This window comes from Ruegeria marisflavi (assembly GCF_025673445.1).
Taxonomy (GTDB): Bacteria; Pseudomonadota; Alphaproteobacteria; order Rhodobacterales; family Rhodobacteraceae; genus Ruegeria_B; species Ruegeria_B marisflavi.
Genome location: NZ_JAOVQN010000002.1, coordinates 68,612 through 93,616, shown reverse-complemented (window position 1 = coordinate 93,616; position 25,005 = coordinate 68,612). Strand labels below are relative to the sequence as shown.

Genomic DNA, 25,005 nt, shown 5'->3' with positions numbered 1-25,005 from the left:
GCGCCCCCTCTACCGCGACCGCAGGAACAGGTAGAGCGGCAGGCCGCAACTCACCCCGATACCGAATGTGGCCGGCACAGCCAGCAGACCGGTCCAGTTGCGGGTCCGCCAGGTCTCGGCCAGAACCCAGACCGTCAGCGCCACGGCCGAGATCGTCAGGTCCCAGACCAGCCCGGAACTGGCGGCATTGGCGTGCCAGGCATCAACCATCGCCCCCAGGTCGACGCCGTTTTCGGCGAACCATTGCAGGAAATACCACATGGGATGGATCGCCCCCCAGATCGCGAGGGCGAGAAAGATCAGGCGCAACGGGGTCAAGGTCATCTCCTCGTCTTGCGCCTCGATCTAGGGCACGGACCGGTACGGTCCAGCCCGCCGGTGTCAGGCGGACGCAACCATCGTCCGTTCAGCCCCGCCCAGCCCCGCGACCGGCGTTTCCGGCTCGCCATCGGCGCCGCAGCCCGACAGCAGCGCGCCCAGCGCAACGATCAGGCCCAGGCGGATCGCACTCATGCCAGCATCTCCTTCCAGCGGGCGATCTGCGCGCGCACCTGCGCGGGCGCCGTGCCGCCATAGCTCTGGCGCGAGTTTACCGAGTTTTCCACGCCAAGCACACCATAGACATCCGCCGTGATGCCCGCATGCGCCGATTGCATCTCGTCGAGGCTCAGGTCCGGCAGATCGCAGCCCTTCTTCTCGGCCAGCGCCACCAGGCTGCCGGTCACATGATGCGCATCGCGGAACGGCAGGCCCAGCACCCGCACCAGCCAGTCTGCCAGGTCCGTCGCCGTCGAGAAGCCCGACCCGGCAGCGGCGACCAGAGACGGGCGGTTCGCGGTCATGTCGCGCACCATCCCCTCCATCGCCGCCAGCGCCAGCATCCAGTTGTCGGCGGCGTCGAAGACCTGTTCCTTGTCCTCCTGCATGTCCTTGGAATAGGCCAGCGGCAGCCCTTTCATCACCATCATCAGCGCGGTATTGGCGCCAAAGATGCGCCCCACCTTGGCCCGGATCAGCTCGGCCGCGTCGGGGTTCTTCTTCTGCGGCATGATCGACGACCCGGTCGAGAACCGGTCAGACAGGATCACGAACCGGAACTGCGCGCTGGACCAGATCACCAGCTCCTCGGCAAAGCGCGACAGGTGCATGGCGCAGATCGAGGCGACTGACAGGAACTCCAGCGCAAAATCGCGGTCGCTGACCGCGTCCAGCGAATTGGCCGTAGGCCGGTCGAACCCGAGCGCCGTCGCCGTCATATGCCGGTCGATGGGGAACGACGTTCCCGCCAGCGCCGCCGAGCCCAGAGGCGATTCGTTCATCCGCGCGCGAGCGTCGCGCACCCGGCTCAGATCGCGGCCGAACATCTCGACATAGGCCATCATGTGATGGCCCCAGGTCACCGGCTGTGCCGTCTGGAGATGAGTGAACCCCGGCATCACCCAATCGGCCCCCGCCTCGGCCTGACCGAGCAGCGCCCGGATCAGCGCCAACAGCCCCTGTTCGGCGGCGTCGAACTGGTCGCGCACCCACAGTTTGAAATCGGTCGCCACCTGGTCGTTGCGCGAGCGCGCCGTGTGCAGCCGCCCCGCCGGCTCGCCGATGATGTCCTTCAGCCGCGCCTCGACATTCATGTGAATGTCCTCCAGCGCGGTGGAAAAGGTAAACGAACCGCCCTCGATCTCTGACAAAACGGTGAGCAGCCCTTCCCGAATGGCCTCGGCATCACTATTCGTAATGACGCCCGTGGCCGCCAACATGGCCGCATGGGCCCGCGAGCCCGCGATGTCCTGGGCCGCCATCCGCTTGTCGAACCCGATCGAGGCATTAATTGCTTCCATGATCGCGTCCGGTCCGGCGGCAAAGCGGCCGCCCCACATCTGGTTCGAGGTCTTGTCGGTCATCGTGCTAAACCCTTCGGAGGGGATATGAAGAAACTGTTGCTCGCCCTCGTCTATACCGCCGCCGCGCTGGGCGCAAACCCATCCGCCGGCCTCGCCGCCGACCGTGCAGAGATCGAGGCGCTGCGCGACGGCGACCTGAAGAAACTGATCGTGCTGCCCGAACGTCGCGCCGTGTCTCAGGTGCCGTTCCAGCTTGCCGACGGAGCGGGCGAGGCCACTTTGGGCGATTACAAGGGCAAGGTGGTTCTCCTGAACTTCTGGGCCACGTGGTGCGCCCCCTGCCGCAAGGAAATGCCGCAGCTTTCGGCGCTCCAGTCCGAACTGGGCGGCGACAGTTTCGAGGTGCTGACCATCGCCACCGGCCGCAACTCGCCTGCCGGGATCGAGAAGTTCTTTGGCGAGATCGGGGTCGACAACCTGCCCCGCCACCAGGACCCCAAACAGGCGCTGGCGCGTGAAATGGCGGTGATCGGCCTGCCGATCACGGTGCTGATCGACGCCGACGGCATGGAGATAGCCCGCCTGATCGGCGATGCCGACTGGAACTCGGACAGCGCCCGCGCCATCATCTCAGCTGTGATCGGCACCGACGGCTAGGCCGCGACCTCCGGAGTATTTCATGCTACCCTGCTTGGGCCTGCACGCCGGAGGAAAACAGTATGTGGCCCGACCAGAGATTGTGTGACCTTCTGGGGATCGAACACCCGATCATCCAGGCCCCGATGACCGGCACCTGCACGCCTGCGCTGGCCGCTGCGGTGTGCAATGCAGGCGGGCTCGGCTCGCTGGGCTGCGCCGAAAAACCGCTGGACCGGATCCGGCGCGAAGTGGCCGAGCTGCGCGCCCTGACAGACCGCCCCTTCAACCTGAACTTCTTCACCGTCGATGCGCCCCGCACCGATCCACAGACCCTCGCCCGCACCCGGGACCGCCTGAAGCCCTGGTATGACCGCTACAACCTCGGCACCCCGCCCGAGCAGTTGCCCGACCTCAAGCCCGGGTTCGACGCCGAAAAACTCGACCTGATGCTGGAGCTCCGCCCGCGCATGGTCAGCTTCCATTTCGGTATACCCGAGGCCGCCGTGCTGACCGCGCTCAAGGGTGCCGGGATTATCCTCGTCGGCACCGCCACCACCGCTGCCGAGGCCCGCGCGCTGGACCGTGCGGGCTTTGACGCGATCATCGCCCAGGGCTGGGAGGCAGGCGGTCACCGCGGCTCGCACCGCGTGACCCGACCTTACGAGGGCGTCGGCACGATGGCGCTGGTGCCGCAGGTGGCCGATGCGGTCTCGGTGCCGGTGATCGCGGCGGGCGGCATCGCCGACGGGCGCGGCATCGCCGCCGCGCTGGCGCTGGGGGCATCCGGCGTACAGATGGGCACCGCCTTTCTCCGCTGCCCCGAGGCAGCCACCGCAACCGCCTGGCGCGACCGGCTCCGCACCGCGACCGAGGCCGACACGATGGCCACCGACGCCTTCTCTGGGCGCTGCGCCCGCGCGCTCCGCTCGCGCTACGCCGAGGAGATGGCGCAGCACCACGACCCCCTGCCCGGCTTCATCCAGATGTATGCGCTCTCGGCCCCGCTGCTCGACGCCGCCCCGGATGAGGAGGTATCGTTCCACCTCTGTGGTCAGGCCCTGACGCTCGGCCGCGACATCACCGCCGCCGACCTGATCGCGCGGCTGATCGCGGAAACACGGAACAGTCTGGCCCGCCTCGCCCCGCGCTGACGTCACGCCACCCTTTGACAAGCGCCGCGCTCCGGTTCCACTCTGCGTGTCACGGAGGAACTCATGCCACTTGAAATCCTGCTGATCCTGGTGATCGGCGGCATATCGGCCATCGCCGTCATCCTGCACCTGACCGGTCGCTCGGACCGGGCGGTCCTGTTGCCCGAGGATGCGCGCGCCGCCTGGCACCGGCATTTCCCCGACGACATGATCCTCGGCGTCACCGTCGCCCATGACGGCCACGCCGCCCTGGTCGAGACCGAACAGGGCCCCGGCCTTCTGTGGTCCTTCGGGGCCGATACCGTGGGCCGCCACCTGCGCGATTTCGACCTATTCGACCACCCACAGGGCCTCCGCGTCCTGTTCCACGATTTCACCGCGCCGCAGGTGACGCTGCACCTTTCCCCCGACGAACGCCGCGACTGGCAGGCCAGGATGACCCCCAGATGACCGACACGCTCAGCTTTCCCGACCCCACGCAACTGGCGGTTCCCTTCTTCATCGCCGCCATCCTGATCGAGTTCCTGTGGATCGCGATGAAGAAGCGCGGCGGCCGGTACGAGACCCGCGATGCCGTCACCTCGCTCCTTATGGGCGCCGGATCGGTGGCCGAGGGCATCATCCTGGGCTTCATTGCCTGGGGCTTCTTCATGTTCCTCTGGCGGCTGACGCCGCTCGACCTCGGCACTTCGGTCTGGGCGCTGATCGCCTGTTTCGTGCTGGATGACCTTCGGTACTACTGGGTTCACCGCTTTGGCCACAGAATCCGCTGGGTCTGGGCCAGCCATGTCAACCACCATTCCAGCCAGCACTACAACCTGACCACCGCACTGCGGCAGACCTGGACCGGCACCTTCACCTTCATGATGGTGGTCAAGGCGCCGCTGGTGCTGTTGGGCTTTCACCCCGCGCTGGTCCTCTTTGCAGGCGGGCTCAACCTCATCTACCAGTTCTGGATCCATACCGAGGCGATCGGCAAGATGCCCCGCTGGTTCGAGGCGGTGATGAACACGCCCAGCCACCACCGCGTGCATCACGGCCGCAACCCCCGCTATCTGGATTGCAACTATGCGGGCGTGTTCATCATCTGGGACAAGATGTTCGGCACTTTTGTGCCCGAGCAGGAGGATGAAAAGGTCGATTACGGCCTCGTCCACAACCTCGGCACGTTCAACCCGCTGCGGGTGGCGTTCCACGAATGGCTGGGGATCTTGCGCGACATCACGCAACCCGGCCTGACCTTACGCCAGCGGCTTGCCTATGCCTTTGCGCCGCCGGGATACAGCCATGACGGCAGCCGCGACACCTCGGAACAGATCAAGGCCAAGCACCTCGCCCGCCACCCGCAGGACCGCGGCACGCCGGGATTTCGCACCTGATCCGGGCAGAAATCTCGGATTTTAGCCATTTCGGCCGACCCGCACGGCAGCGACACGATCACTCCGCAGGCACCCAACACGCTGAACTTGGGGCGTTTTTCCATCCGCCCCGGGGCACAGGGGCGATATCTCGCATTTTAAGAAAACGCGCGCCTTAACCCCCGATTCACGGTTTTGACAAACTCTGGGCAGGCTCGCCGCCGACCCATGGGATGGAACCACCGTCATGCAGAACCGCCGCACCCGACTGGCCGACTTGCCGCCCGGCACCGACAGCCCGCTCAGCGCCGCGATCTCCGGGCGCGACCGCTCGGCGGTCAAAATGGCGACCGACGCGGTCCGCCACGGCGATTGCATGCTGGCCTACCAGCCGGTGCTACAGGCCCGTCCGCCGCACACCGTCGCCTTCTGGGAAGGCTTCATTCGCGTGCTTGACGAGACCGGCCGCCAGATCCCCGCCCGCGATTTCATACCCCAGGTTGAAAACACCGAGATCGGCCGCGAATTGGATCGCATCGCACTCGACACCGGGCTCCGCCTCCTGCGAGAGAAGCAGGACATCCGCCTGTCGATCAACATGTCGGCCCGCTCCATCGGCTTTCAGTCCTGGATGCAGACGTTGGAGCAGCACCTGTCCCGCGACCCGTCGCTCGGCGAACGGCTGATCCTCGAGATCAACCAGACCTCGGCCATGGCGACACCGGAACTGGTGATCGACCTGATGGACCGGCTGCAACCGCGCGGCATTGCCTTTGCGCTCGACGATTTCGGCGACGGCCCCATCGACGTCAACGCCTTCCGCGACTTCTTCTTCGACGCGGTCAAGATCGACGGCCGTTTTGTGCGCGGGGTCAGCGGCGACCACGGCAATCAGGCCATCGTGCGCGCCCTCATCGCGCTGGCCCGCGAGTTCGAGATGCTGATCATCGCGGAATCGGTCGAGACAGAGGCCGACGCCGCCTTTCTTGTCGAAAACGGCGTGAACTGCCTTCAGGGTTATCTCTACGCAGCCCCCACCGTTACCCCGAAATGGGGCAAAAAGCGTGCGAATCCAACGTCCAAGGCCACTGCCTGACAAACCCCCTCCGATCTCGCGCGAATGTGAGACAAGCTGTCCGTTGCTGCACATGCAGCATTACGCTATGTCAAGGGCGCTTCATCGGGGAATAAGCTGCGCTCCAGAGTCGACATATGACTCGTTTGCCGTCAGATTTCCCACCAGACCATGACGGCAAAGGATCGGATCACATGACCAACATCGTAATTGCATCGGCCGCTCGTACCGGCGTCGGCAGCTTTGGCGGATCTTTCGCAAACACCCCCGCCCATGACCTCGGCGCCGCAGTGCTCGAAGCGGTCGTGGCACGGGCCGGCATCGACAAGTCCGAGGTGAGCGAAACCATCCTCGGTCAGGTCCTGACCGCGGCCCAGGGCCAGAACCCCGCCCGCCAGGCCCATGTCAACGCGGGCCTGCCCAAGGAAAGCTCGGCCTGGGGCATCAACCAGGTCTGCGGCTCGGGCCTGCGCGCCGTGGCGCTGGGTGCCCAGCACATCCTGCTCGGCGACGCCGACATCGTCATCACCGGTGGTCAGGAAAACATGACCCTCTCGCCCCATGCCGCGCATCTGCGCGCCGGTCACAAGATGGGCGACATGAAATACATCGACACCATGATCCGCGACGGGCTGTGGGACGCGTTCAACGGCTATCACATGGGCCAGACCGCCGAGAACGTCGCCGAACAGTGGCAGATCAGCCGCGAGATGCAGGATGAATTCGCCGTCGCCTCGCAGAACAAGGCCGAAGCCGCGCAAAAGGCCGGCAAGTTCGCCGACGAGATCGTGCCCTTCGTGATCAAGACCCGCAAGGGCGACATCGTGATGGACAGTGACGAATACATCCGTCACGGCGCCACCATCGAGGCGATGCAGAAACTGCGCCCCGCCTTCACCAAGGATGGCAGCGTCACCGCCGCCAATGCCAGCGGCCTGAACGACGGCGCCGCGGCCACCCTGCTGATGACCGCCGAGAACGCCGAAAAGCGCGGGATCGAGCCTCTGGCCCGCATCGCCTCTTACGCAACCGCCGGGCTCGACCCGTCGATCATGGGCGTCGGCCCGATCCACGCCAGCCGCAAGGCGCTGGCCAAGGCCGGATGGAAGGTCGAGGATCTGGACCTGGTCGAGGCCAACGAAGCCTTTGCCGCCCAGGCCTGCGCGGTGAACAAGGACATGGGCTGGGATCCGGCCATCGTCAACGTGAACGGCGGCGCCATCGCCATCGGTCACCCGATCGGCGCCTCGGGCTGCCGCGTCCTGAACACCCTGCTGTTCGAGATGAAGCGCCGCAACGCCAAGAAGGGTCTCGCGACCCTCTGCATCGGTGGCGGCATGGGCGTCGCCCTCTGTGTGGAGCGTGACTGATCGCCCGAACCGGCCATAGGAACAGGGCGCCGTCAGGCGCCCTTTTTCGTGGCATTCCAAGAACATGCTGCACCTGCGACAATATTGTTACTCTGCAATGCGGAAATTCTCCGCGAAACAATGTTGCGCATTTCAACCTCGCAGCGTAACACCATTATCAAGCCAATTCAGATCTGGAGGATTCTTCAATGGCACGTACAGCACTCGTCACCGGCGGTTCGCGCGGCATCGGCGCCGCGATTTCCAAGGCGCTCAAGGCCGAAGGCTACAATGTCGCCGCCACCTATGCCGGCAATGACGAAGCCGCAGCCGCCTTCACCGCCGAAACCGGCATCAAGACCTACAAGTGGAACGTCGCCAGCTACGAGGAAAGCGCCGCAGGCATCGCCAAGGTCGAGGCCGATCTGGGCCCGATCGACGTCGTGGTCGCCAACGCAGGCATCACCAAGGACGCGCCCTTCCACAAGATGACCCCGGAACAGTGGCAGCAAGTGATCGACACCAACCTGACTGGCGTGTTCAACACCGTTCACCCGGTCTGGCCCGGCATGCGCGAGCGCAAGTTCGGCCGCGTCATCGTGATCTCGTCGGTCAACGGTCAGAAAGGCCAGTTCGCCCAGGTCAACTATGCCGCGACCAAGGCAGGCGACATCGGCATCGTCCGCTCCCTGGCCCAGGAAGGCGCCCGCGCCGGCATCACCGCCAACGCGGTCTGCCCCGGCTACATCGCGACCGAAATGGTCATGGCGGTGCCGGAAAAGGTCCGCGAGTCGATCATCGCCCAGATCCCCGCAGGCCGCCTGGGCGAGCCCGAGGAAATCGCCCGCTGCGTGGTCTTCCTGGCCTCCGACGACGCCCAGTTCATCAACGGCTCGACCATTTCGGCCAACGGTGCCCAGTTCTTCGGCTAAACGCCGGTCCAGCCGCAAGGACAGGCCGCCCTCTGGGGCGGCCTTTTTCGTTCAACCCGGGCGTATCGCTCGAAAAAATTAGGCGCAGGGACCATGACGGCCTTATCCTGAGGCATACCGCATGACCGGAGCACAGGATTTGGCCCTTCACCCGCCTCCAGACACGCCGCCCCATCGGTCGTCAGCGAACGCTCCCATCTCGGAGCGCGAACAGGCCCTGCACGACATTCTCGGCCTTCTGCATCGGTCGCGCGCGGATGCTCAACCCGTGTTCGAAGCAATTCTGGAAAGGGCCGCGCATCTTTCTGGGGCGCCGCTTGCCAATCTGTGCCTGCTCAATGCCGCGCGCAGCCGTTGGCACCTTGTTGCGCACTTCGGTGAGGGGCTGCGGCACCTGTCCGTGGGAACGGCCGAAAGACCGCTGGACAGCCATCTGGTTCCAGCGGTGACAATGCGGACGGCACGCGTGGTCCATATCGAGGACCTGACCGATACCGACCTCTACCGGCAGGGCGACCCGGGTCGCGTGGCGATGGTCGAATCGGAAGGCATGCGAACGATCCTCTGCGTCCCACTCCTCGGCGAGGCTGGGGCCATCGGCTGCATCACGCTATTCCGCCGCGAAGTGCAGGCCTTTACCGATGACGAAATCAGGTTGATCGAAACCTTCGCCGCCCAGGCCGTCATCGCCATCGAGAACGTGCGCCAGTTCCACGAGGTCGAGACCCGCCTGGAAAGAGAAACCGCTCTGGCCGAGATCCTTCAGGTCATCAGCCAAAGCCGCGATGACGAATGGCCGGTCTTCGACGTCATCCTCAAAAGCGCCGCGCGCCTGTGCCATGCGCCCCTGGCGGATCTGGATATCGTCGACCCTGACGGTGCCCACCTTCGCGAGGTCGCGACCTTCGGCAATTCGAAACGCGTCATCCCGTCAGATCGCTGGGTCTGGCCGATGGATGCCCCCAACTATCACGTCGAGGCGGTCCGCACCGGCAAGGTCATCCATATCCACGACCTGCGCGAATCCGAGAACTACCGCTACGGCAACCCGATGACGCTTGCCGCCGTGGATACCGAGAACATGCGCACTCTGCTGGCCGTGCCGCTGCGCTCGGGCGACCGGGGCATCGGCTGCCTTGTGCTGTTTCGGCAAGAGGTGCGCCCCTTTGCCCCGGACGAGATCGCGCTGGTCGAAACTTTCGCCGCCCAGGCTGTCATCGCCATCGAGAATGTCCGCCAGTTCCGCGAGGTCCAGACCCGGCTGGAGCGAGAGACCGCGACCCGCGACGTTCTTGAAGTCATCAGCCGATCGCGCGACGACGATCAGCCCGTGTTCGACGTGATCCTGGACAAAGCCCTGAGCCTGTGCGACGCGCCCTTCGGGTTTCTGGTTCTGCCAAACCGGGATCGCACGCATCTTGAGATCAAGGCGTGGAGCGGAATGCACTCCGACATGATTGACTGGTTGCGCGAGAACCCGTTTCCGCTTGACCCGGAGCGGCTCGCAGTGGCCCGCGCCATCAACGAGTGCAAGGCGCAGCATGTTCCGGATGCACAGGGGTCCGAAATGTACCGCGCCGGGGAAATGTACCGGCGCAAGATGGTCGACGAAGAAGGCTTTCGCAGCTTCATCTCCGTGCCCTTGGTCAGCAAAGGCATCGGCATTGGCGCCTTCACGCTCTACCGGCGGGAAAAGCGCCCATTTTCCCCCGGTGAAATCGCGCTGGTCGAAACCTTCGCCGCCCAGGCTGTCATCGCCATTGAGAATGTCCGCCAGTTCCGCGAGGTCCAGACCCGTCTCGAACGGGAAACCACCACCAAGAACATCCTCAGCGTCATCTCGCAATCCCGCGACGACGAAACACCGGTCTTCGACGCCATACTCGACGGCGCGGCGCGGCTTTGTGATGCACCGCTGGCCTACATCCGCCTGATCACGCCGGATGCGGCCGCTCTGGAACTGGTCGCGTTCCACGGCACCTCCTTGGAATTCGTCGCGGTGATGAAGTCCAGCCCCCTACCGCTCGACCCGACACAGTCGGACACGGCGCGCGCGGTCACGGAAAGGACCGTCGTACATATCGAGGATCTGGCCGCCGGCCCACTCTACGCCGCAGGCCAGCCCCTGCGCGTGCATGCCGTCGAGACCGAGGGGATGCGAACCCTGCTTGTGGTCCCGCTCACAAGCGGCGAGACGTGCCTCGGAACCATCTCGCTCTATCGCCGCGAAGTGGCGCCGTTTTCCGATGACCAGATCGCCCTGGTTCAGGCCTTTGCCGCCCAGGCCGTCATCGCCATCGAGAATGTCCGCCAGTTCCGCGAAGTGCAGCAGCGTTTGCGGCGCGAGCGCGCCTCGGCCGAAATTCTCGAAGTCATCAGCCAGAGCCGCGAGGACGAGAAACCGGTCTTCGAGGCGATCCTCGAAAACGCCTGTGCCCTGTGCAACGCGCCGCTCGCCGGGCTGATCCTGGGGACCCGGCAGGATGCGGCCCAGAGACTGGCCGCACACAGAGGCATGTTTCCCGCCGCGATCGAACTCTACGACACGGGCCGGATGCCGATGGATGCCAGCCTGTCCTACGCGGCAAGATCCATCATGGAAAACCGCCTGATCTCGTTCGAGGACATGGGGCAAAGCGAGCTTTATCAGGCAAACAGCCCGGTTGTGCGCGCGATGGTGGACGAATCCGGTGTCCGCAGCGTTCTGTTCGTTCCCCTGACCAGAGGCGGCGAGGGGATCGGAAACCTGACCCTGTTCCGGCGCGAGGTGAAACCTTTCGACCAATCGGAAATCGCGCTGGTCGAAACCTTCGCCGCCCAGGCTGTGATCGCCATCGAGAACGTCCGCCAGTTCCGCGAAGTGCAGGAAAGGCTGGAGCGCGAAAAGGCCAGCGGCGAGATCCTCGGCGTCATCAGCCAGTCGCGCGAAGATGAGACCCCGGTGTTCGACGCAATCCTGGCGAACGCCTGCCGGCTCTGCGATGCACCGCTGGCTTTCATGAGCCTCGTCAACGACGAGGGCACGCATTTCCGCGTCCCGGCACATCGCGGTGCCGGTCCCGAAATGGCGCGGGTCTGGAACACACAGGTCGAACCAATCCAAAGTTCGGTCCTCACCACCTCTCAAGCGATCACAGAGCGGCGCATCATCCAGATAGAGGATCTGTCGGCCCTGGACCTGCCTGACACCGCCGAAGGCCGCCGCGCGCAACTGGCAGAACTGGAAAAGATCCGCTCGTATCTGGTGATCCCGCTGATCCGGGGTACGCGCGCAATCGGAACCATCAACCTCTATCGCCGCGAAATCCACCCGTTCACGCCTGACCAGATCGCCTTGGTCGAAACCTTCGCCGCGCAGGCGGTGATCGCCATCGAAAACGTGCGCCAGTTCCGCGAGGTGCAGGAGCGGCTGGAACGCGAACGCGCCTCGGCCGAAATCCTCGAAATCATCAGCCAGAGCCGGGACGATGAAAGCCCGGTTTTCGAAGCGATCCTCAGTCGCGCCGCCCGCTTGTGCAACGCAGTGGGGGCGACGCTGTTGCTGCTGAATGAAAACCGGCACCTGCTGAAACTGCGGGCTGAATGGAGCACGCTGGAAAACGACCTGGAAACTGACGAGGTGTTCCTGGATGTCGACGGAGAGTCGCTGGCGGCGGAAGCCGTCCGAACCGGCAAGTCCCGGGCCGTGGGCGATCTGACCAAAGAAGCAAGCTATACAAAAGGCGATACGCTGACCCGCCGTTTCGTGGACACAACCGGCATTCGCTCGATGCTGTCGGTTCCGTTGCTTTTCAACGGCGAGGCGGTGGGATGCATCGACCTGTTTCGCCACGAGGCCGCTTCGTTCCAGCACCGTGATATCGCCCTCGTCGAAACCTTCGCCGCCCAGGCCGTCATCGCCATCGAGAACGTGCGCCAGTTCAAGGCGCTCGAAGCGCTGAACGCCGAGTTGGAGACCCGGGTCGAGGATCAGGTGGGCGAGATCGAACGTATGGGCCGCCTGAAACGCTTCCTGCCCGCCGCCGTGGCCGACACCGTGGTCTCTTCGGGGTCAGAGAAGATGCTGTCCAGCCACCGCGCCCTGTTGGGGGTGCTGTTCTGCGACATTCGCGGCTTTACCGCCTTCTGCGAAACCGCCGAACCCGAAGAGACCATCGAGGTGCTGCAAACCTATCATCAGGAGATGGGCAAGCTGATCAACGCCCATGGCGCCGGGGTCGATCACCGGATGGGCGACGGCATCATGGTGCTGTTCAACGATCCCCTCCCCTGCGACGATCCGGCGGGCGAGGCGGTGCGGCTGGCGCTGGCCATGCGCGACCGCATGGCCGATCTCTGCCGCGGCTGGAAACGGCTGGGGCACCGGCTGGGGTTCGGCGTCGGCGTCGCTATGGGATATGCGACCGTCGGCATGGTCGGCTACGAGGGACGGTTCGACTACACCGCCTCGGGCACTGCCGTGAACCTCGCCGCCCGTCTCTGCGACGAGGCCGAGGATGGAGAGATCCTGCTCAGCCCCCGCGCCTCGATCGCGGTCGAGGATGACTACGCCGTCGAATCGAAGGGCGAAGTCACCCTCAAGGGCATTCGCGAACCGGTCGAAATCTTCCGCCTCGCAAGCGGCTGAGGCGCCTCTGCGCCCAGTACAAAACGGTCAATCGCCCGTTTGCAGCGGGTACAAAACGGTCATTTTCCGGTACAAAACAGGATCGGGGCCAACCCGGCAGGGTCGACCCCGATCATCCCGTAAGTCCGCGCGCGCAGCGGTCAGCGGGAACCGAACAGCCAGCTCCAGGCGTTCCTGATGGCGCGGGCGCGTTCCTGATGCGCGCGCTCCATGGCCCGGCGGGCAGCGGGGTTTGTCGTCATCTCGATCATCTCGGGCTCCTTTTCATTGATTCAGTTTCTCTTGACTTGACCCCAATATGTCTCCAGAAAATCAAAGTCACAAACGAGAGTTTCTCTTACTTCAGTCAAGATTTTCTTACTCTATGATCGACCGCCTGCCACCCCTCACCGCCCTGCGCGCCTTCGAGGCCGCCGCCCGGCACATGTCCTTTGCCAAGGCTGCCGAAGAGCTGAATGTCACCCCTGCCGCGCTGTCGTTTCAGATCAAGTCGCTGGAGGAGCACGTCGGCCAACCCCTGTTCCGCCGCCTCAACCGTGCGGTCGAACTCACCGAGATCGGCCGCGCATTATCCCCCGGAATAAGTGATGGTTTTCAGATACTTACAGATACATGGCGCAGTGTTCGGCGGATGCAGGACAATACCACCCTGACCGTCACCGCGGGCCCCGCGCTCACCGCGAAATGGCTGGCGCCCCGTCTCTATGACTTTGCCCGTAAACACCCCACGATCGATCTGCGCTTCTCGGCAACCCTGCGCGTTATGGACCTCGCGCGCGAGGATGTGGATGTCGCGATCCGCTTCGGCTATGGCCTTGATGACGAAGGACTTTATTCGTTTCCGGTACGCAAAGAATGGCTTACGCCGGTGATGTCGCCCGAGCTTTCCGAACGCTACACGACCCCCGAAAGCCTGATCGAAGCTCCCCTCATCTTCGACGATTCTATCGCTTTCCTCCGCCCGCCCGTCGACTGGCCCGTCTGGTTCCGCGCGGTCGGCATCTCCTTTACTCCCACACACGGCACGCATTTTTCCAACGCCGACCACGCCGTCGATGCAGCCGTTGCGGGTGCGGGCGTTGCACTAGCCAGAAGAGCGATGATTATCAAGGACTTGGAGGAGGGTCGCCTGGTCGCGCCCTTCAAAACAGCGATTGAATCACAGGGGCGTTTCCGCTTCCTTTGCCTGAAAGGCGCCGAAACCCGCCCCCAGATCGCCGCCTTTCGCGACTGGTTCATGGCCGAGATTGACAAGACCGCGCATATCTCCGACGCCTTCACCATCATACCTATCGAAGAGATCGCGCCGCAATGACCCGCATCCGCGCCACCGCCATCGGCTTTGTCGCCGTTCTTCTGTGGGCCTTGCTGGCCCTGCTCACGGTTGGATCAAGCCCCACGCCGCCACTGTTGCTGAACGCGATCTGCTTCACGATCGGCGGCACGCTCGGGCTGATCTGGACGGCTGCAACCGGCGGCCTTGGTCAGTTGCGCGGCGTGCGGTGGCAGGTCTATGTTTTTGGAACGCTTGGGCTTTTCGGCTACCACGCGCTGTATTTCTCGGCCCTGCGGCTGGCCCCTGCGGCCGAGGCCGGGTTGATCGCCTATCTCTGGCCCTTGCTGATCGTGCTCTTCTCAGGCCTGCTGCCGGGCGAACAATTACGACGCGATCATTTCCTGGGCGCTTTGGTGGCCTTTGCCGGGGCCGCGCTGATCATCACCGGCGGCGGCGGGCCGGGGTTCAGCACCGCTTATCTGCCGGGATACGGCCTGGCCCTACTTTGTGCCCTGACCTGGTCGGGATACTCGGTCCTGTCACGCCGCATCGGGGACGCGCCCACCAGTTCGGTCGCGGTGTTTTGCCTGGCCACTGCTGCGGCCTCGTGGCCTTTGCATTTCGCTTTTGAAATAACATCTTGGCCGCAGGGTGCGATCGGCTGGGCGGCCACAATCGGCCTCGGGTTGGGCCCAGTAGGCCTTGCGTTTTTTGTCTGGGATATCGGGGTCAAGCGTGGAGACATCCAACTGTTGGGCACCAGTTCATATGCGGCCCCGCTCTTGTCTACGCTTGTGCTGGTTCTGACAGGGATCGCGGCGCCCAGCTGGACACTGGGCCTGGCCGCGATCCTGATCACCGGCGGCGCGCTGCTCGCAGCGCGCGCCAGCTTTGCGAATTAGGTCGAAAGACGCTCGATCTCTTCCTTGATCTTGAGCTTCTGTTTCTTCAGTTGGGTGATCTGAAGGTCGTCGATACCGGGCGAACGCTGGGCTTCTTCAACTTCGATACTGAGGGTTGCATGCTTCTTCTTCAGTTCCGTCAAATGCGCGCTCACACTCATGGCGATCCTCCTCTCAGTTGTGGATAGATCAAGTTGAGCACATCCCGATCACCCTGTCACGCGGCCTCGACGGAAATCTGTCACAAAACTGAAATATCGGCCGGAGCCGGCTCACCTAGCCTCAGGCCATGGAAGCGCCGCCGCTTCGCGTTGAACGCAGGAGATCTCCGGCACATAGTGATCCCGGTCGCCGGGGTGCTGCGCACCCTCGTGCAGAATCAGTCCATGGTGCAGGCGGAACGCCGCCTTTCCGCCCTTGCGGGCGCGCAGGATCACCAATTCCGCCGCGCGCCCGGCGCGCGGCACCAGCGGCAGCACCTCGATCGACCCCAACCGACTGTCGCAGGCGGTCAGCAGGTCGGGCAGGCGGTCGGCCTTGACGATCATGTGCAGATAGCCGCGATGGATCAGACGCCGCGCAGCGGCGTCCACCCAGGCAGCAAGCGGCGTTCCCTCGCCCAGCGCCATCGCCCGCCCCGCGTCACTGGCCGAACTATGTGCCCCCGGGCGGTAATAGGGCGGGTTGGCGATCACGTGGTCGAACTGGCGCTGCCGCAGAGCAGCAGGAATCGCCGAGATATCGCCCTCGACAATGTCCAGCGGGATGGTGTTCAGGTCCGAATTGCGCCGCGCCAACGCCGCATAAGGCGGTTGCAACTCTATTCCGGTCAGGTCCAGCCCGCTTACCCGCCGCCCCAGGCACAGGATCGCTGCGCCTGCGCCGCAGCCCAGTTCCAGCACAGTTTGCCCTGGCCGCGCCGGGACCGAGGCGGCCAGAAACACCGGATCGACCCCAGCCCGATATCCGGCAACCGGCTGGAACAGTCGCAATCGCCCCCCCAGAAAGTCGTCGCAACTCAGTTGATCGTCCTGGAAATCCGTCATTTCCCCAGCGGAATACCGTTGTCCTGCATCACCCTTGCCGCTCGGTCGTAATCTTCCTCCCTGACCATCATCCGACGGGGAAAAATCCCTATCCCGCCTTCAAGAATGCTCATATTTACGTCCATCTGAAAGCAGTCTATATCCTCGCCCTGTAGAAGGGCGGAGGCAAAGGCCATGACTGTCGGGTCGGTGCTGCGTATTAGCTCTTTCATGGGGATGGATGTAAGGGCAAGGCTGCGCCATTGTCGAGCCTTGTAAAGAAGAACGAAGATGGACGCCAAGGTGAACACGAAACCGCATGACCGGCTGGCCGCTATTCTGTCCTCGGAAATGCAGGATGTGAACGCGCTGATCCGCACCCGGATGGCCTCGGAACACGCACCGCGCATCCCCGAGGTGACCGCCCATCTGGTCGAGGCGGGCGGCAAGCGCCTGCGCCCGATGCTGACGCTGGCGGCGGCGCGGCTCTGCGGCTATCAGGGAAGCGATCACATCAAGCTGGCCGCGACCGTCGAGTTCATCCACACCGCCACCCTGCTGCATGACGATGTGGTCGACGAAAGCGCCCAGCGGCGCGGACGCCCCACCGCCAACCTGCTCTGGGACAACAAATCCTCGGTACTGGTGGGTGACTACCTGTTTGCCCGCAGTTTTCAGTTGATGGTCGAGACGAACTCGCTGCGGGTGCTCGATATTCTGGCCAATGCCGCCGCGACCATCGCCGAGGGCGAGGTGCTGCAAATGACTGCGGCGACCGACCTGAAAACGGATGAAAGCGTTTATCTGAAGGTTGTGCGCGGCAAGACAGCGGCACTGTTTTCGGCGGCAACCGAGGTTGGCGGCGTGATCGCGGGCGCGCCCGAAGCGCAGGTCAAGGCGCTGTTCGACTATGGCGACGCGCTCGGGATCGCGTTCCAGATCGCCGACGATCTGCTCGACTATCAAGGCGACGCCAAGGCCACGGGCAAGAACGTGGGCGACGATTTCCGCGAGCGCAAGTTGACGCTGCCGGTGATCAAGGCGGTGGCGCAGGCCACCGACGAAGAGCGCGCGTTCTGGGTGCGCACCATCGAAAAAGGCAAGCAGGCCGAAGGCGACCTGGAACAGGCGTTGGCGCTGATGGAGAAATACGGCACCCTGGCGGCCACGCGAGCGGATGCTCAGGCTTGGGCGGCCAAGGCGCGCGCGGCGCTGGAAGTGCTGCCCAGCCACGAGATTCGCACCATGCTGAGCGACCTGGCCGATTACGTGGTCTCACGGCTGAACTGAGGCAAAGGGGGCGCTGCCCCCTCGGCCCTCGCGGGCCTCACCCCCGGAGTATTTTGGGCGAAATGAAGGGCTGGGCGGGCTAAAGAACACGCCCGTGAGTACACCACCACTCTGGATGCTCAAGAAACAGCACGGCCTTGGCAACCGACTTGGCGGAATGCCCATCGGGCGGGAAGAGACCGAAACAGGTGGCCCCCGAGCCGGACATGCTAGCGAACAGCGCCCCTGCGTCGCGCAGGGCGTCCAGCACATCGCCGATCACCGGCTGCTGCGCGGTGGCGGGCGCGGCCAGATCGTTGCGCTGACCGCCGAGCCAGGAAATGAACGCGGGCAGGTCGCGCCAGCACGGCAGATCCGGTTCCATCGGCGGGTTTTCCTTGATTTCCAGTGCCCTGAAGACGGCGGGCGTCGAAACCGCGACGCGCGGGTTGACCAGCACGATATCCATTTCCGGGAGCGGCGGCACCGGGTCCAGGCGCTCGCCGATCCCGCGCATGCGGGCGGGCGAGGTGGACAAGCAGACCGGAACGTCGGCGCCAAGCGTCAACACCTGCTTCGCTCCGGGCATTGGCAGATCCCACAATTTCGACATGGCCCCCAAAGTGGCGGCGGCATCCGCCGACCCGCCACCGATGCCCGAGGCCACCGGCAACCGTTTCGTCAGGGTGATCGCGGCGCCGCGCCCGGGCGCCAGCAGCCGCGCCGCGCGCAGCACCAGGTTGTCTGGCTCGGCGGACAGCCCGCCAGCCTCTGGCCCGTCGATCTCCAGTGTCAGCGCATCCGAGGGTACCACCCGGATCGTGTCGCCGATACCAGCAAAGACCACCAGCGAATCGAGCAGGTGATAGCCATCGTCGCGCTGGCCGGTCACATGCAGGGTCAGATTGATCTTGGCCGGCGCAAAGGCCTCAATCGCCATTGGCCACCTTCAGGGGCGGCGATCCTTCCTCGGCCAGAACGGCGTCCAGACCGGTTTCCAGCTTGCGGCGGATCCGGTCGGGATCGGCCTCGCCATCGGTATCCTCGGGCTTGATGAAAGACAGCGCGCGCCGCCATTGGAACTCGGCCTCGCGCACCCGCCCCACGGCCCAAAGCACGTCACCCAGGTGGTCGTTGACCACCGGATCCACCGGCATCAACTCGACCGCACGTTCCATATGGCCCACCGCTTCGTCATAGCGACCGAGGCGGAACAGCACCCAACCAAGGCTATCGACAATATAACCACTGTCGGGACGCGCAGCGACCGCGCGCTGGATCAGGTCCAACGCCTCGTCCAGTTTCTGCTCTTTCTCGACCAGCGAATAACCAAGGTAGTTCAGCACCTGCGGCTGATCCGGGTTCAGCGCCAGTGCAGCGCGGAAATCGGCTTCGGCCTTGTCCCAGTTGCCCAGGCGCTCGTGAGAGATGCCACGGGCATAGTGCAGGAACCAGAGGTTGGGCGCCTCGCCTTCGGTCAGTTCAAGCGCCCTGTCATAGGCGGTCACGGCCTTGTCATAGCTCTCTTGCTGGCGTTGCAGGTCGCCCAGAGAGATATAGGCCTGGGGCTGGTTCGGGTATTCCTTGGCGAGCTTTTCCAGCACCTCGATCGCGGCGTCGGGCTTGGCCGCGCGGCGCAGCGCCTCGGCCCGGCCCAGTTCGGCGGCATGGTAATCGGGACTGTCGGACGGGATTTTCTTGTACGTGGCCTCTGCCAGGTCGAACTGGCCCATTTCCTCAAGCAACCCGGCCGTCATCAACAGGGCGTCGATGTGATCGGGGCGCAGGAAAACGGCGATGCGGATGTAGACCAGCGTATAATCGTCGGACGCCTCGCCGTTCAGGGCGGCCCCGATGGTAAAGAACACCTCGGCCAGCCCGTCTTCGACCGAACGCACCAGCGAGAACGGCAGGGTTTCCCCGGCTGCCAAACGGTCTGCGATGTCACTCAGCGCCGGATCGAAACCGCTGGCGAACACATCGCGTAGCATCTCCAGCGCCTGTTCGTTACGGTCGAGCTGCGACAGAATTTCCGCCCGGGCGATGGCGGCCCTGCGCGAGATCGTTGTCAAGGCGCCATCATCGGCGGAAAACAGGGCCTCGGCGCCTTCGAAATCGCCGACCGAGGCTAGGGCCATCGCCTTGTGGTAATAGGCAAACCCGCGCAGGCCCGCCTCGTCCGCCACCACATCGAACTGTGCCAGCGCCTTGGCCACCGACCCGGTGCCCATATGGGCCCAGCCGGCAATCAGCCCGTCGACCAGCTTGCCCACCGCGCGGCTTTCGGAGTCACGGTCCAGGACCTCCTGAAACTTTCCCTCGGCCAGCAGGTTCGCGATCACAGCGATGCTGGCGACCTGGCTCTTGAGGCCCATCGCCTCCATCTGCTCGGCGATGGTCACTGCCTGATCCATCCGACCAAGGGCCAGTTGCGACAGCACCACATTTTCCAACAGCGCGGGATTCTTAGGATCGGTCGCAAGCGCGCGGACATAGTGTTCCGCCGCCGCTTCGAAATCGTTGGTATAGGCGGCCTGCCGGGCGGCCAAATAGGACCCGGCGGCCACATCCGCGACCGCAGGGAGAGAAACTGCCGATAGCAGTGCCGCCAGCACCGTCTTTCTGACCAGAGAAATCGCCAAGGGTCCACCTTTCCTGCTGCCTTGTCCAAAGCTAGGGCGTAGCAGGGTCCGGTGCAATGGCCGAAGCACGGGGAGGCTGGTCACAATCGCTCAACGGCATGTCTTTGCCTGCTCGTGCGCAAAAGAAAACGCCGGGCAGGGCCCGGCGCTGTCCACTGTGAAGAGGCCCCATCACATATTGGGATAGTTCGGCCCGTCGCCGCCCTGCGGGGTAACCCAGGTGATGTTCTGGCTCGGGTCCTTGATATCGCAGGTCTTGCAATGCACGCAGTTCTGGAAGTTGACCACGAATCGCGGGCCGCCATCGTCTTCGACCACCTCATAGACACCCGCCGGGCAATAGCGCTGCGCCGGTTCGGCGTATTTGGGCAGGTTCACCTTGACCGGCACATCCGGGTCGGACAGCCGCAGATGGCAGGGCTGGCTTTCCTCGTGGTTGGTGGCGGCAAAGGACACGTTGGTCAGCCGGTCAAAGCTGATCGTGCCATCGGGCTTGGGATAGTCGATCGGTTTGTGCTTGCTGGCCTCTTCGGTCGCAGCCGCATCGGTCTTGCCATGGCCCAGGGTGCCGAACAACGAGAAGCCCAGCGTGTTGGTCCACATGTCGAGCCCGCCCAGCGCCAGCGAGGGCACCAGCCCCCATTTGGACCACATCGGCTTGACGTTGCGCACCTTTTTCAGGTCCTTGCCGATGGCGCCGGTGCGCACCTCGGTCTCGTAATCGCTCAGCTCGTCCGACTGGCGGCCCGCCTGGATCGCGTCATACGCGGCCTCTGCCGCAGCCTTGCCCGACAGCATCGCGTTATGGTTGCCCTTGATGCGCGGAACGTTGACCATGCCGACCGAACAGCCGAGCAGCGCCACGCCGGGTGCCACCATCTTGGGCATCGACTGGTATCCGCCCTCGGTGATGGCGCGGGCGCCATAGGCGACGCGCTTGCCGCCCTTCAGCAGCTCGGCCACCATCGGATGATGCTTGAACTGCTGGAATTCCATATAGGGGAACAGGTGCGGGTTCTTGTAGTTCAGGTGCACCACAAAGCCCACATAGACCTGATTGTTATCCAGGTGATAGATGAACGAGCCACCGCCCGCATTGCCGCCCAGAGGCCAGCCCATGGTATGGGTCACGGTGCCTTCGCGGTGCTTGGCCGGGTCGATCTCCCAGATCTCTTTCATGCCAATGCCGAATTTCTGCGGCTCCTTGCCCTTTTGCAGGTCGTATTTGGCGATCACTTCCTTGGCCAGCGAACCGCGCACCCCTTCGGACAGGAAGACATATTTGCCGTGCAGCTCCATCCCCGGCTCGGTGTTGGGGCCGTAAGAGCCGTCGGCCTCCAGGCCGAAGACACCGGCAACCACGCCCTTGACCTCGCCATTGTCGCCATAGACCAGTTCGGAACAGGACATGCCCGGGAAGATCTCGACACCCAGTTCCTCGGCCTGTTCGGCCATCCAGCGACAGACATTGGCCATCGACACGATGTAATTGCCGTGGTTGTTCATCAGAGGCGGCATCGGCCAGTTCGGTACACGGATCTGCCCGGCCTCGCCCAGGACATAGAAGTTGTCCTCTTTCACCGGCACGTTCAGGGGGGCGCCCTTCTCCTTCCAGTCGGGGATCAGCGCATCCAGACCACAGGGATCCAGCACCGCGCCCGACAGGATATGCGCGCCCACTTCCGAGCCCTTTTCCAGCACAACGACGTTCAGGTCGGCATCAAGTTGCTTGAGACGGATAGCCGCCGACAGGCCCGCCGGACCCGCCCCGACGATCACCACGTCATATTCCATCGCTTCGCGTTCAATCTCGGCCATCGTGACGCTCCTTGGCTTTGGTTTGGCTCTCCGGTCGCGGGCCGGACGCAATAAAGTTTCGCGCTTGATTACAGGCTATGCAGGTCAAGCGTCAATTGAAACGCGAGGTTTTATTCGCACATGCAGCAATTCCCGCGCCCGATCAGGGTTCTTGCGGGCGTTTCAGGATAATTTGCCGCATCCTCGGGAATCGCCCTACTCTGTCCACACCCCTTTATCTGGAGAGAGTGAATGCCCGTATCCTTGCAAGTCGCCTATCCCGCCCGCGACGACACCAGCTTCGATTACGACTACTACCTTACCACCCATATGGGTTTGGTCGCCAAACACATGGGCGCCCACATCCAGAACACGGTTGTGACCAAGGGTTTGGCAGGCGGCCCCGACACGCCGCCGCCGTTTCATGCGATTGCCACCATCGTCTTTGCCGACCAGGCCGCGATGAACGCGGCGATGGCCGCCGCCGGACCCGTCGTGGCGGATATCCCGAATTTCTACAACAAGGCGCCGCAGATGCTGATCGGCGAAGTGGTTGGCTGATCCGGGGTCAGAGGCCCCCGGTCTCGTCCAGCACGAGACGGGGGCCCGGCCCCTTGCTCGCGGCCCGATCCTCGGGGTTATAGAGCGCGCAATTGGGCAGGCTGAGACAGCCGCAACCGATACAGCCGTCCAGATTGTCGCGCAGCCGCTCCAGCGTTGCGATTCGCTGGTTCAGACGGTCGCGCATCGCAGTGCTGATGCGGGTCCAGTCGGCGCGCGTGGGGGTCCGGTTGCCGGGCAGCCCGGCCAAGACATCGCGAATCTCTGGCAGGGTCAGCCCCAGCTGCTGTGCGATCATCACAAAACTCAGCCGCCGCAGATCGGCCCGCTGATAGCGCCGCTGCCCGCCCGCATTGCGCCAAGGCGCGATCAGACCCTGGGTTTCGTAATAGCGGATCGCCGACACCGCCAATCCGGTGCGCCGCGCCAATGCGCCGATAGATAGACCTTCGGAAGCGGGCATATTTTTTCCTGCAAAAACCTTGACCTAAAGTTAGGTTTAGAAATTATCTTCACCCGTGGCAACAGAGCAAAAGGAAGATTTTCATGAAGGCCACACTGGAACACGCAAACTTCACCGTCGCCGATCCCAAGGCAACCGCCGCCTGGCTGAACACGGTGTTCGGCTGGGAAACCCGCTGGGAGGGCGCGGCAATCGCCGGCGGCTATACCGTGCATGTGGGCGATGCCGACACCTATCTGGCGCTTTACGCCCCACCCGCGCCGGTCGCCTCAGCCGAGACTAGTTATGATGTGATCGGCGGGCTGAACCATGTGGGCGTTCTGGTCGATGATATCGACGCGACCGAGGAACGGGTGCGCGCCGCGGGCTTCACCCCACATAACCACGCCGATTACGAACCCGGGCGGCGGTTTTACTTCGACGATGACAATGGCATCGAGTTCGAGGTGATCAGCTACGCATAAGGCGGGGTTCTGCCCAACCAACGCTAGTCCCCTCTTGCATTCCACGCCCGGTTTGGGTCAGGTAAACAGCAACCCAACTGTCGCCCCGACGCATCGTGCGGCGGGGCGATGCAATTTCTGCGTGGACGAGAAGAGATGGAAAAGATCCCAATGACGCCTTCGGGCCATGCCGCGCTCGAGGCCGAACTGAAGCAACTCAAGAGCGTCGAGCGTCCGGCCATCATCCAGGCAATCGCCGAGGCGCGCGAGCATGGCGATCTGTCGGAAAATGCCGAATACCATTCCGCCCGTGAAAAACAGTCCTTCATCGAAGGCCGCATCAAGGAGCTGGAAGGTGTATTGTCGCTGGCCGATGTGATCGACCCGGCGAAACTGTCCGGCTCGGTCAAGTTCGGCGCCCGCGTGACGCTGGTGGACGAAGACACCGACGAGGAAAAGACCTGGCGCATCGTGGGCGAGCACGAGGCCAATATCGAAAACGGCCTCTTGAACATCAAATCGCCCATCGCCCGTGCCCTGATCGGCAAGGACGAAGGCGACAGCGTCGAAGTGAACACCCCCGGCGGCATCAAAGCCTATGAGATCCTGAGTATCGAGTACTCCTGACGGAGCCTGAACATGTCCGGCAAAACGCCAGACCGCGACCCCGCCCGCCCTTCTCCGATTGGGCTCTATGACCGGCCCAGGCGGCCTAATGTCACGGGTGTCGAAATCGTGGCGCTGGCGCTGACGGCTGTTTGGCTGCTGGTGTCGGTCTACATCTTTTTCATCGCAGAGGCCGGATCCGGCCAGGGGGTTGGCGTCATCGTGTCGATGATGGCCGTCTTCCTGCCGGTTGCGATGATCTGGGTCGCGGCGACCGCGACCCGGGCCAGCCGCGTCATGCGCGAAGAGAGCCAGCGGCTGCAAGCCGCGATCGACGCGATCCGGCAGGCCTATATCACGCAACAGCAACGCCATGCGGCGGGCCACGAACCCTCTGTCACCAAGAAGCTGGACGAAATCGCCGCCGCCGCGAAGAAGACCGAAACTGCGCTGGCGACGTTCCACACCTCCCGCCGCGACAGGCCCCCGGTGCCGCTCTCGGTTCCGGTCGAGCCTCTAGGCGACCAGGGGTCACTGGAACTTGGCACCCCGGCCGAGGCGCTGTCGCCGCCGCTGTCGACCGAGGATCTGATCCGCGCGCTGCATTTCCCGGAAACCGCCGAGGATACCGAGGGCTTCGCAGCGCTGCGCCGCGCGCTCAAGGATCGCAAGGCCGCGCAATTGATCCAGGCGTCCCAGGATGTTCTGACCCTGCTCAGCCAGGAAGGCATCTATATGGACGACCTGCGCCCCGACATGGCCCGGCCCGAGGTCTGGCGCCAGTTCGCCCAAGGCGCACGCGGGCGCGCGGTGGCCGGTCTCGGCGGCGTCCGGGATCGCTCGTCGCTGGCACTGACCGCTGGCCGCATGAAGCAGGACCCGATCTTTCGCGATGCCGCGCATCACTTCCTGCGCCTCTTCGACCGGATGCTGACCGGGTTCGAGGCCCAGGCGACCGATAGCGAGATCTCGGCGCTTGGCGACACCCGCACCGCCCGCGCCTTCATGCTGCTGGGGCGCGTCGCCGGAACCTTCGACTGACCCCGCGC

25 protein-coding genes are annotated in these 25,005 nt (G+C 64.0%); 15 read left to right on the top strand and 10 right to left on the bottom strand.

Annotation, left to right across the window (positions count from 1 at the left end; all coding sequences use genetic code 11):
• Positions 1-9: 9 nt before the first annotated feature.
• From OEZ49_RS02340 to argH, 3 genes are read right to left on the bottom strand one after another with little or no spacing between them, the layout of a single operon-like run.
• Positions 10-324, bottom strand: coding sequence for a DUF2834 domain-containing protein (locus tag OEZ49_RS02340; RefSeq protein ID WP_263386822.1), 315 nt, complete (start codon positions 322-324; stop codon positions 10-12).
• A 57-nt stretch (positions 325-381) separates the two neighbouring features.
• The gene (locus OEZ49_RS02335; protein ID WP_263386821.1) at positions 382-513 is read right to left on the bottom strand and encodes a hypothetical protein; all 132 of its coding nucleotides are present in this window, start codon (positions 511-513) and stop codon (positions 382-384) included.
• A complete protein-coding gene (argH, locus tag OEZ49_RS02330) occupies positions 510-1,901 on the bottom strand; it encodes an argininosuccinate lyase (RefSeq protein WP_263386820.1) in 1,392 nt (463 codons plus the stop codon). The genes OEZ49_RS02335 and argH overlap by 4 nt, the downstream gene beginning before the upstream one ends.
• A gap of 24 nt (positions 1,902-1,925) precedes the next feature.
• On the opposite strand from argH, the gene OEZ49_RS02325 reads away from it, so the two are divergent.
• The 10 genes from OEZ49_RS02325 (at position 1,926) to yddG (ending at position 15,150) form a co-directional block, all read left to right on the top strand.
• Positions 1,926-2,498 (top strand): TlpA disulfide reductase family protein, encoded by a 573-nt coding sequence (locus OEZ49_RS02325; protein WP_263386819.1) that lies wholly within the window; start codon positions 1,926-1,928, stop codon positions 2,496-2,498.
• 62 nt (positions 2,499-2,560) lie between these two features.
• On the top strand, positions 2,561-3,631 hold the full coding sequence (locus OEZ49_RS02320; protein WP_263386818.1) for an NAD(P)H-dependent flavin oxidoreductase: 1,071 nt from the start codon (positions 2,561-2,563) through the stop codon (positions 3,629-3,631).
• 63 nt (positions 3,632-3,694) lie between these two features.
• Entirely contained in the window at positions 3,695-4,081 is a 387-nt protein-coding gene (locus OEZ49_RS02315) for a hypothetical protein (RefSeq protein ID WP_263386817.1), read from the top strand.
• Complete coding sequence (locus tag OEZ49_RS02310) at positions 4,078-5,010, top strand: sterol desaturase family protein (protein ID WP_263386816.1); 933 nt, start codon at positions 4,078-4,080, stop codon at positions 5,008-5,010. Before OEZ49_RS02315 ends, OEZ49_RS02310 begins: the two co-directional genes overlap by 4 nt.
• 226 nt (positions 5,011-5,236) lie before the next feature.
• Positions 5,237-6,085 (top strand): EAL domain-containing protein, encoded by an 849-nt coding sequence (locus OEZ49_RS02305; RefSeq protein WP_263386815.1) that lies wholly within the window; start codon positions 5,237-5,239, stop codon positions 6,083-6,085.
• Between the two features lie 173 nt (positions 6,086-6,258).
• Positions 6,259-7,434, top strand: a complete 1,176-nt coding sequence (locus OEZ49_RS02300; RefSeq protein WP_263386814.1) for an acetyl-CoA C-acetyltransferase — start codon at positions 6,259-6,261, stop codon at positions 7,432-7,434.
• A gap of 188 nt (positions 7,435-7,622) precedes the next feature.
• Positions 7,623-8,345: an acetoacetyl-CoA reductase gene (phbB, locus tag OEZ49_RS02295; RefSeq protein ID WP_164129165.1), complete on the top strand. Its 723-nt coding sequence runs from the start codon at positions 7,623-7,625 to the stop codon at positions 8,343-8,345.
• A gap of 268 nt (positions 8,346-8,613) precedes the next feature.
• Complete coding sequence (locus OEZ49_RS02290; protein WP_263386813.1) at positions 8,614-12,972, top strand: GAF domain-containing protein; 4,359 nt, start codon at positions 8,614-8,616, stop codon at positions 12,970-12,972.
• Positions 12,973-13,336: 364 nt separating this feature from the next.
• On the top strand, positions 13,337-14,287 hold the full coding sequence (gene gcvA, locus OEZ49_RS02285) for a transcriptional regulator GcvA (protein WP_263386812.1): 951 nt from the start codon (positions 13,337-13,339) through the stop codon (positions 14,285-14,287).
• Complete coding sequence (gene yddG / locus OEZ49_RS02280) at positions 14,284-15,150, top strand: aromatic amino acid exporter YddG (RefSeq protein WP_263386811.1); 867 nt, start codon at positions 14,284-14,286, stop codon at positions 15,148-15,150. Before gcvA ends, yddG begins: the two co-directional genes overlap by 4 nt.
• On the opposite strand, the gene OEZ49_RS02275 is transcribed toward yddG, so the two are convergent.
• The 3 genes from OEZ49_RS02275 to OEZ49_RS02265 all read right to left on the bottom strand — a co-directional run bounded on the left by OEZ49_RS02275 (position 15,147) and on the right by OEZ49_RS02265 (position 16,408).
• The gene (locus tag OEZ49_RS02275; RefSeq protein ID WP_164129169.1) at positions 15,147-15,311 is read right to left on the bottom strand and encodes a YdcH family protein; all 165 of its coding nucleotides are present in this window, start codon (positions 15,309-15,311) and stop codon (positions 15,147-15,149) included. The genes yddG and OEZ49_RS02275 overlap by 4 nt on opposite strands.
• Before the next feature lie 111 nt (positions 15,312-15,422).
• On the bottom strand, positions 15,423-16,196 hold the full coding sequence (locus tag OEZ49_RS02270; RefSeq protein ID WP_263386810.1) for a tRNA1(Val) (adenine(37)-N6)-methyltransferase: 774 nt from the start codon (positions 16,194-16,196) through the stop codon (positions 15,423-15,425).
• Positions 16,193-16,408, bottom strand: coding sequence for a putative signal transducing protein (locus OEZ49_RS02265; RefSeq protein ID WP_263387069.1), 216 nt, complete (start codon positions 16,406-16,408; stop codon positions 16,193-16,195). The genes OEZ49_RS02270 and OEZ49_RS02265 overlap by 4 nt, the downstream gene beginning before the upstream one ends.
• Before the next feature lie 58 nt (positions 16,409-16,466).
• On the opposite strand from OEZ49_RS02265, the gene OEZ49_RS02260 reads away from it, so the two are divergent.
• Positions 16,467-17,465 (top strand): polyprenyl synthetase family protein, encoded by a 999-nt coding sequence (locus tag OEZ49_RS02260; protein ID WP_263386809.1) that lies wholly within the window; start codon positions 16,467-16,469, stop codon positions 17,463-17,465.
• A gap of 79 nt (positions 17,466-17,544) precedes the next feature.
• Here OEZ49_RS02260 and OEZ49_RS02255 read toward each other — a convergent pair whose 3' ends face one another.
• The 3 genes from OEZ49_RS02255 to OEZ49_RS02245 all read right to left on the bottom strand — a co-directional run bounded on the left by OEZ49_RS02255 (position 17,545) and on the right by OEZ49_RS02245 (position 21,904).
• On the bottom strand, positions 17,545-18,384 hold the full coding sequence (locus OEZ49_RS02255) for a 4-(cytidine 5'-diphospho)-2-C-methyl-D-erythritol kinase (RefSeq protein ID WP_263386808.1): 840 nt from the start codon (positions 18,382-18,384) through the stop codon (positions 17,545-17,547).
• On the bottom strand, positions 18,374-20,086 hold the full coding sequence (locus OEZ49_RS02250) for a tetratricopeptide repeat protein (protein WP_263386807.1): 1,713 nt from the start codon (positions 20,084-20,086) through the stop codon (positions 18,374-18,376). The genes OEZ49_RS02255 and OEZ49_RS02250 overlap by 11 nt, the downstream gene beginning before the upstream one ends.
• Positions 20,087-20,257: 171 nt before the next feature.
• Positions 20,258-21,904, bottom strand: a complete 1,647-nt coding sequence (locus OEZ49_RS02245; RefSeq protein WP_263386806.1) for an electron transfer flavoprotein-ubiquinone oxidoreductase — start codon at positions 21,902-21,904, stop codon at positions 20,258-20,260.
• Positions 21,905-22,135: 231 nt separating this feature from the next.
• On the opposite strand from OEZ49_RS02245, the gene OEZ49_RS02240 reads away from it, so the two are divergent.
• Positions 22,136-22,444: an EthD family reductase gene (locus OEZ49_RS02240; protein WP_263386805.1), complete on the top strand. Its 309-nt coding sequence runs from the start codon at positions 22,136-22,138 to the stop codon at positions 22,442-22,444.
• 7 nt (positions 22,445-22,451) lie between these two features.
• On the opposite strand, the gene soxR is transcribed toward OEZ49_RS02240, so the two are convergent.
• Complete coding sequence (gene soxR / locus OEZ49_RS02235) at positions 22,452-22,907, bottom strand: redox-sensitive transcriptional activator SoxR (protein WP_263386804.1); 456 nt, start codon at positions 22,905-22,907, stop codon at positions 22,452-22,454.
• Positions 22,908-22,990: 83 nt separating this feature from the next.
• On the opposite strand from soxR, the gene OEZ49_RS02230 reads away from it, so the two are divergent.
• The 3 genes from OEZ49_RS02230 (at position 22,991) to OEZ49_RS02220 (ending at position 24,997) form a co-directional block, all read left to right on the top strand.
• Positions 22,991-23,371 carry a VOC family protein gene (locus OEZ49_RS02230; protein WP_263386803.1) on the top strand — a complete coding sequence of 127 codons (381 nt, stop codon included), beginning with the start codon at positions 22,991-22,993 and terminating at the stop codon, positions 23,369-23,371.
• Between the two features lie 135 nt (positions 23,372-23,506).
• Positions 23,507-23,977, top strand: coding sequence for a transcription elongation factor GreA (gene greA / locus OEZ49_RS02225; protein ID WP_164129178.1), 471 nt, complete (start codon positions 23,507-23,509; stop codon positions 23,975-23,977).
• Positions 23,978-23,989: 12 nt separating this feature from the next.
• A complete protein-coding gene (locus tag OEZ49_RS02220; RefSeq protein ID WP_263386802.1) occupies positions 23,990-24,997 on the top strand; it encodes a hypothetical protein in 1,008 nt (335 codons plus the stop codon).
• Positions 24,998-25,005: the final 8 nt, after the last annotated feature.

Excerpts from the sequence above, each read along its gene's own strand:
- OEZ49_RS02335 (WP_263386821.1), bottom strand. The coding sequence starts at position 513 with ATGAGTGCGATCCGCCTGGGCCTGATCGTTGCGCTGGGCGCGCTGCTG.
- OEZ49_RS02240 (WP_263386805.1), top strand. The coding sequence starts at position 22,136 with ATGCCCGTATCCTTGCAAGTCGCCTATCCCGCCCGCGACGACACCAGC.
- phbB (WP_164129165.1), top strand. The coding sequence starts at position 7,623 with ATGGCACGTACAGCACTCGTCACCGGCGGTTCGCGCGGCATCGGCGCC.
- OEZ49_RS02245 (WP_263386806.1), bottom strand. The coding sequence starts at position 21,904 with ATGGCCGAGATTGAACGCGAAGCGATGGAATATGACGTGGTGATCGTC.
- OEZ49_RS02270 (WP_263386810.1), bottom strand. The coding sequence starts at position 16,196 with ATGACGGATTTCCAGGACGATCAACTGAGTTGCGACGACTTTCTGGGG.
- gcvA (WP_263386812.1), top strand. The coding sequence starts at position 13,337 with ATGATCGACCGCCTGCCACCCCTCACCGCCCTGCGCGCCTTCGAGGCC.
- OEZ49_RS02300 (WP_263386814.1), top strand. The coding sequence starts at position 6,259 with ATGACCAACATCGTAATTGCATCGGCCGCTCGTACCGGCGTCGGCAGC.
- greA (WP_164129178.1), top strand. The coding sequence starts at position 23,507 with ATGGAAAAGATCCCAATGACGCCTTCGGGCCATGCCGCGCTCGAGGCC.
- yddG (WP_263386811.1), top strand. The coding sequence starts at position 14,284 with ATGACCCGCATCCGCGCCACCGCCATCGGCTTTGTCGCCGTTCTTCTG.
- OEZ49_RS02255 (WP_263386808.1), bottom strand. The coding sequence starts at position 18,384 with ATGGCGATTGAGGCCTTTGCGCCGGCCAAGATCAATCTGACCCTGCAT.
- OEZ49_RS02230 (WP_263386803.1), top strand. The coding sequence starts at position 22,991 with ATGAAGGCCACACTGGAACACGCAAACTTCACCGTCGCCGATCCCAAG.
- OEZ49_RS02260 (WP_263386809.1), top strand. The coding sequence starts at position 16,467 with ATGGACGCCAAGGTGAACACGAAACCGCATGACCGGCTGGCCGCTATT.
- OEZ49_RS02220 (WP_263386802.1), top strand. The coding sequence starts at position 23,990 with ATGTCCGGCAAAACGCCAGACCGCGACCCCGCCCGCCCTTCTCCGATT.
- soxR (WP_263386804.1), bottom strand. The coding sequence starts at position 22,907 with ATGCCCGCTTCCGAAGGTCTATCTATCGGCGCATTGGCGCGGCGCACC.
- OEZ49_RS02305 (WP_263386815.1), top strand. The coding sequence starts at position 5,237 with ATGCAGAACCGCCGCACCCGACTGGCCGACTTGCCGCCCGGCACCGAC.
- OEZ49_RS02325 (WP_263386819.1), top strand. The coding sequence starts at position 1,926 with ATGAAGAAACTGTTGCTCGCCCTCGTCTATACCGCCGCCGCGCTGGGC.
- OEZ49_RS02275 (WP_164129169.1), bottom strand. The coding sequence starts at position 15,311 with ATGAGTGTGAGCGCGCATTTGACGGAACTGAAGAAGAAGCATGCAACC.
- OEZ49_RS02315 (WP_263386817.1), top strand. The coding sequence starts at position 3,695 with ATGCCACTTGAAATCCTGCTGATCCTGGTGATCGGCGGCATATCGGCC.
- argH (WP_263386820.1), bottom strand. The coding sequence starts at position 1,901 with ATGACCGACAAGACCTCGAACCAGATGTGGGGCGGCCGCTTTGCCGCC.
- OEZ49_RS02320 (WP_263386818.1), top strand. The coding sequence starts at position 2,561 with ATGTGGCCCGACCAGAGATTGTGTGACCTTCTGGGGATCGAACACCCG.
- OEZ49_RS02310 (WP_263386816.1), top strand. The coding sequence starts at position 4,078 with ATGACCGACACGCTCAGCTTTCCCGACCCCACGCAACTGGCGGTTCCC.
- OEZ49_RS02340 (WP_263386822.1), bottom strand. The coding sequence starts at position 324 with ATGACCTTGACCCCGTTGCGCCTGATCTTTCTCGCCCTCGCGATCTGG.
- OEZ49_RS02265 (WP_263387069.1), bottom strand. The coding sequence starts at position 16,408 with ATGAAAGAGCTAATACGCAGCACCGACCCGACAGTCATGGCCTTTGCC.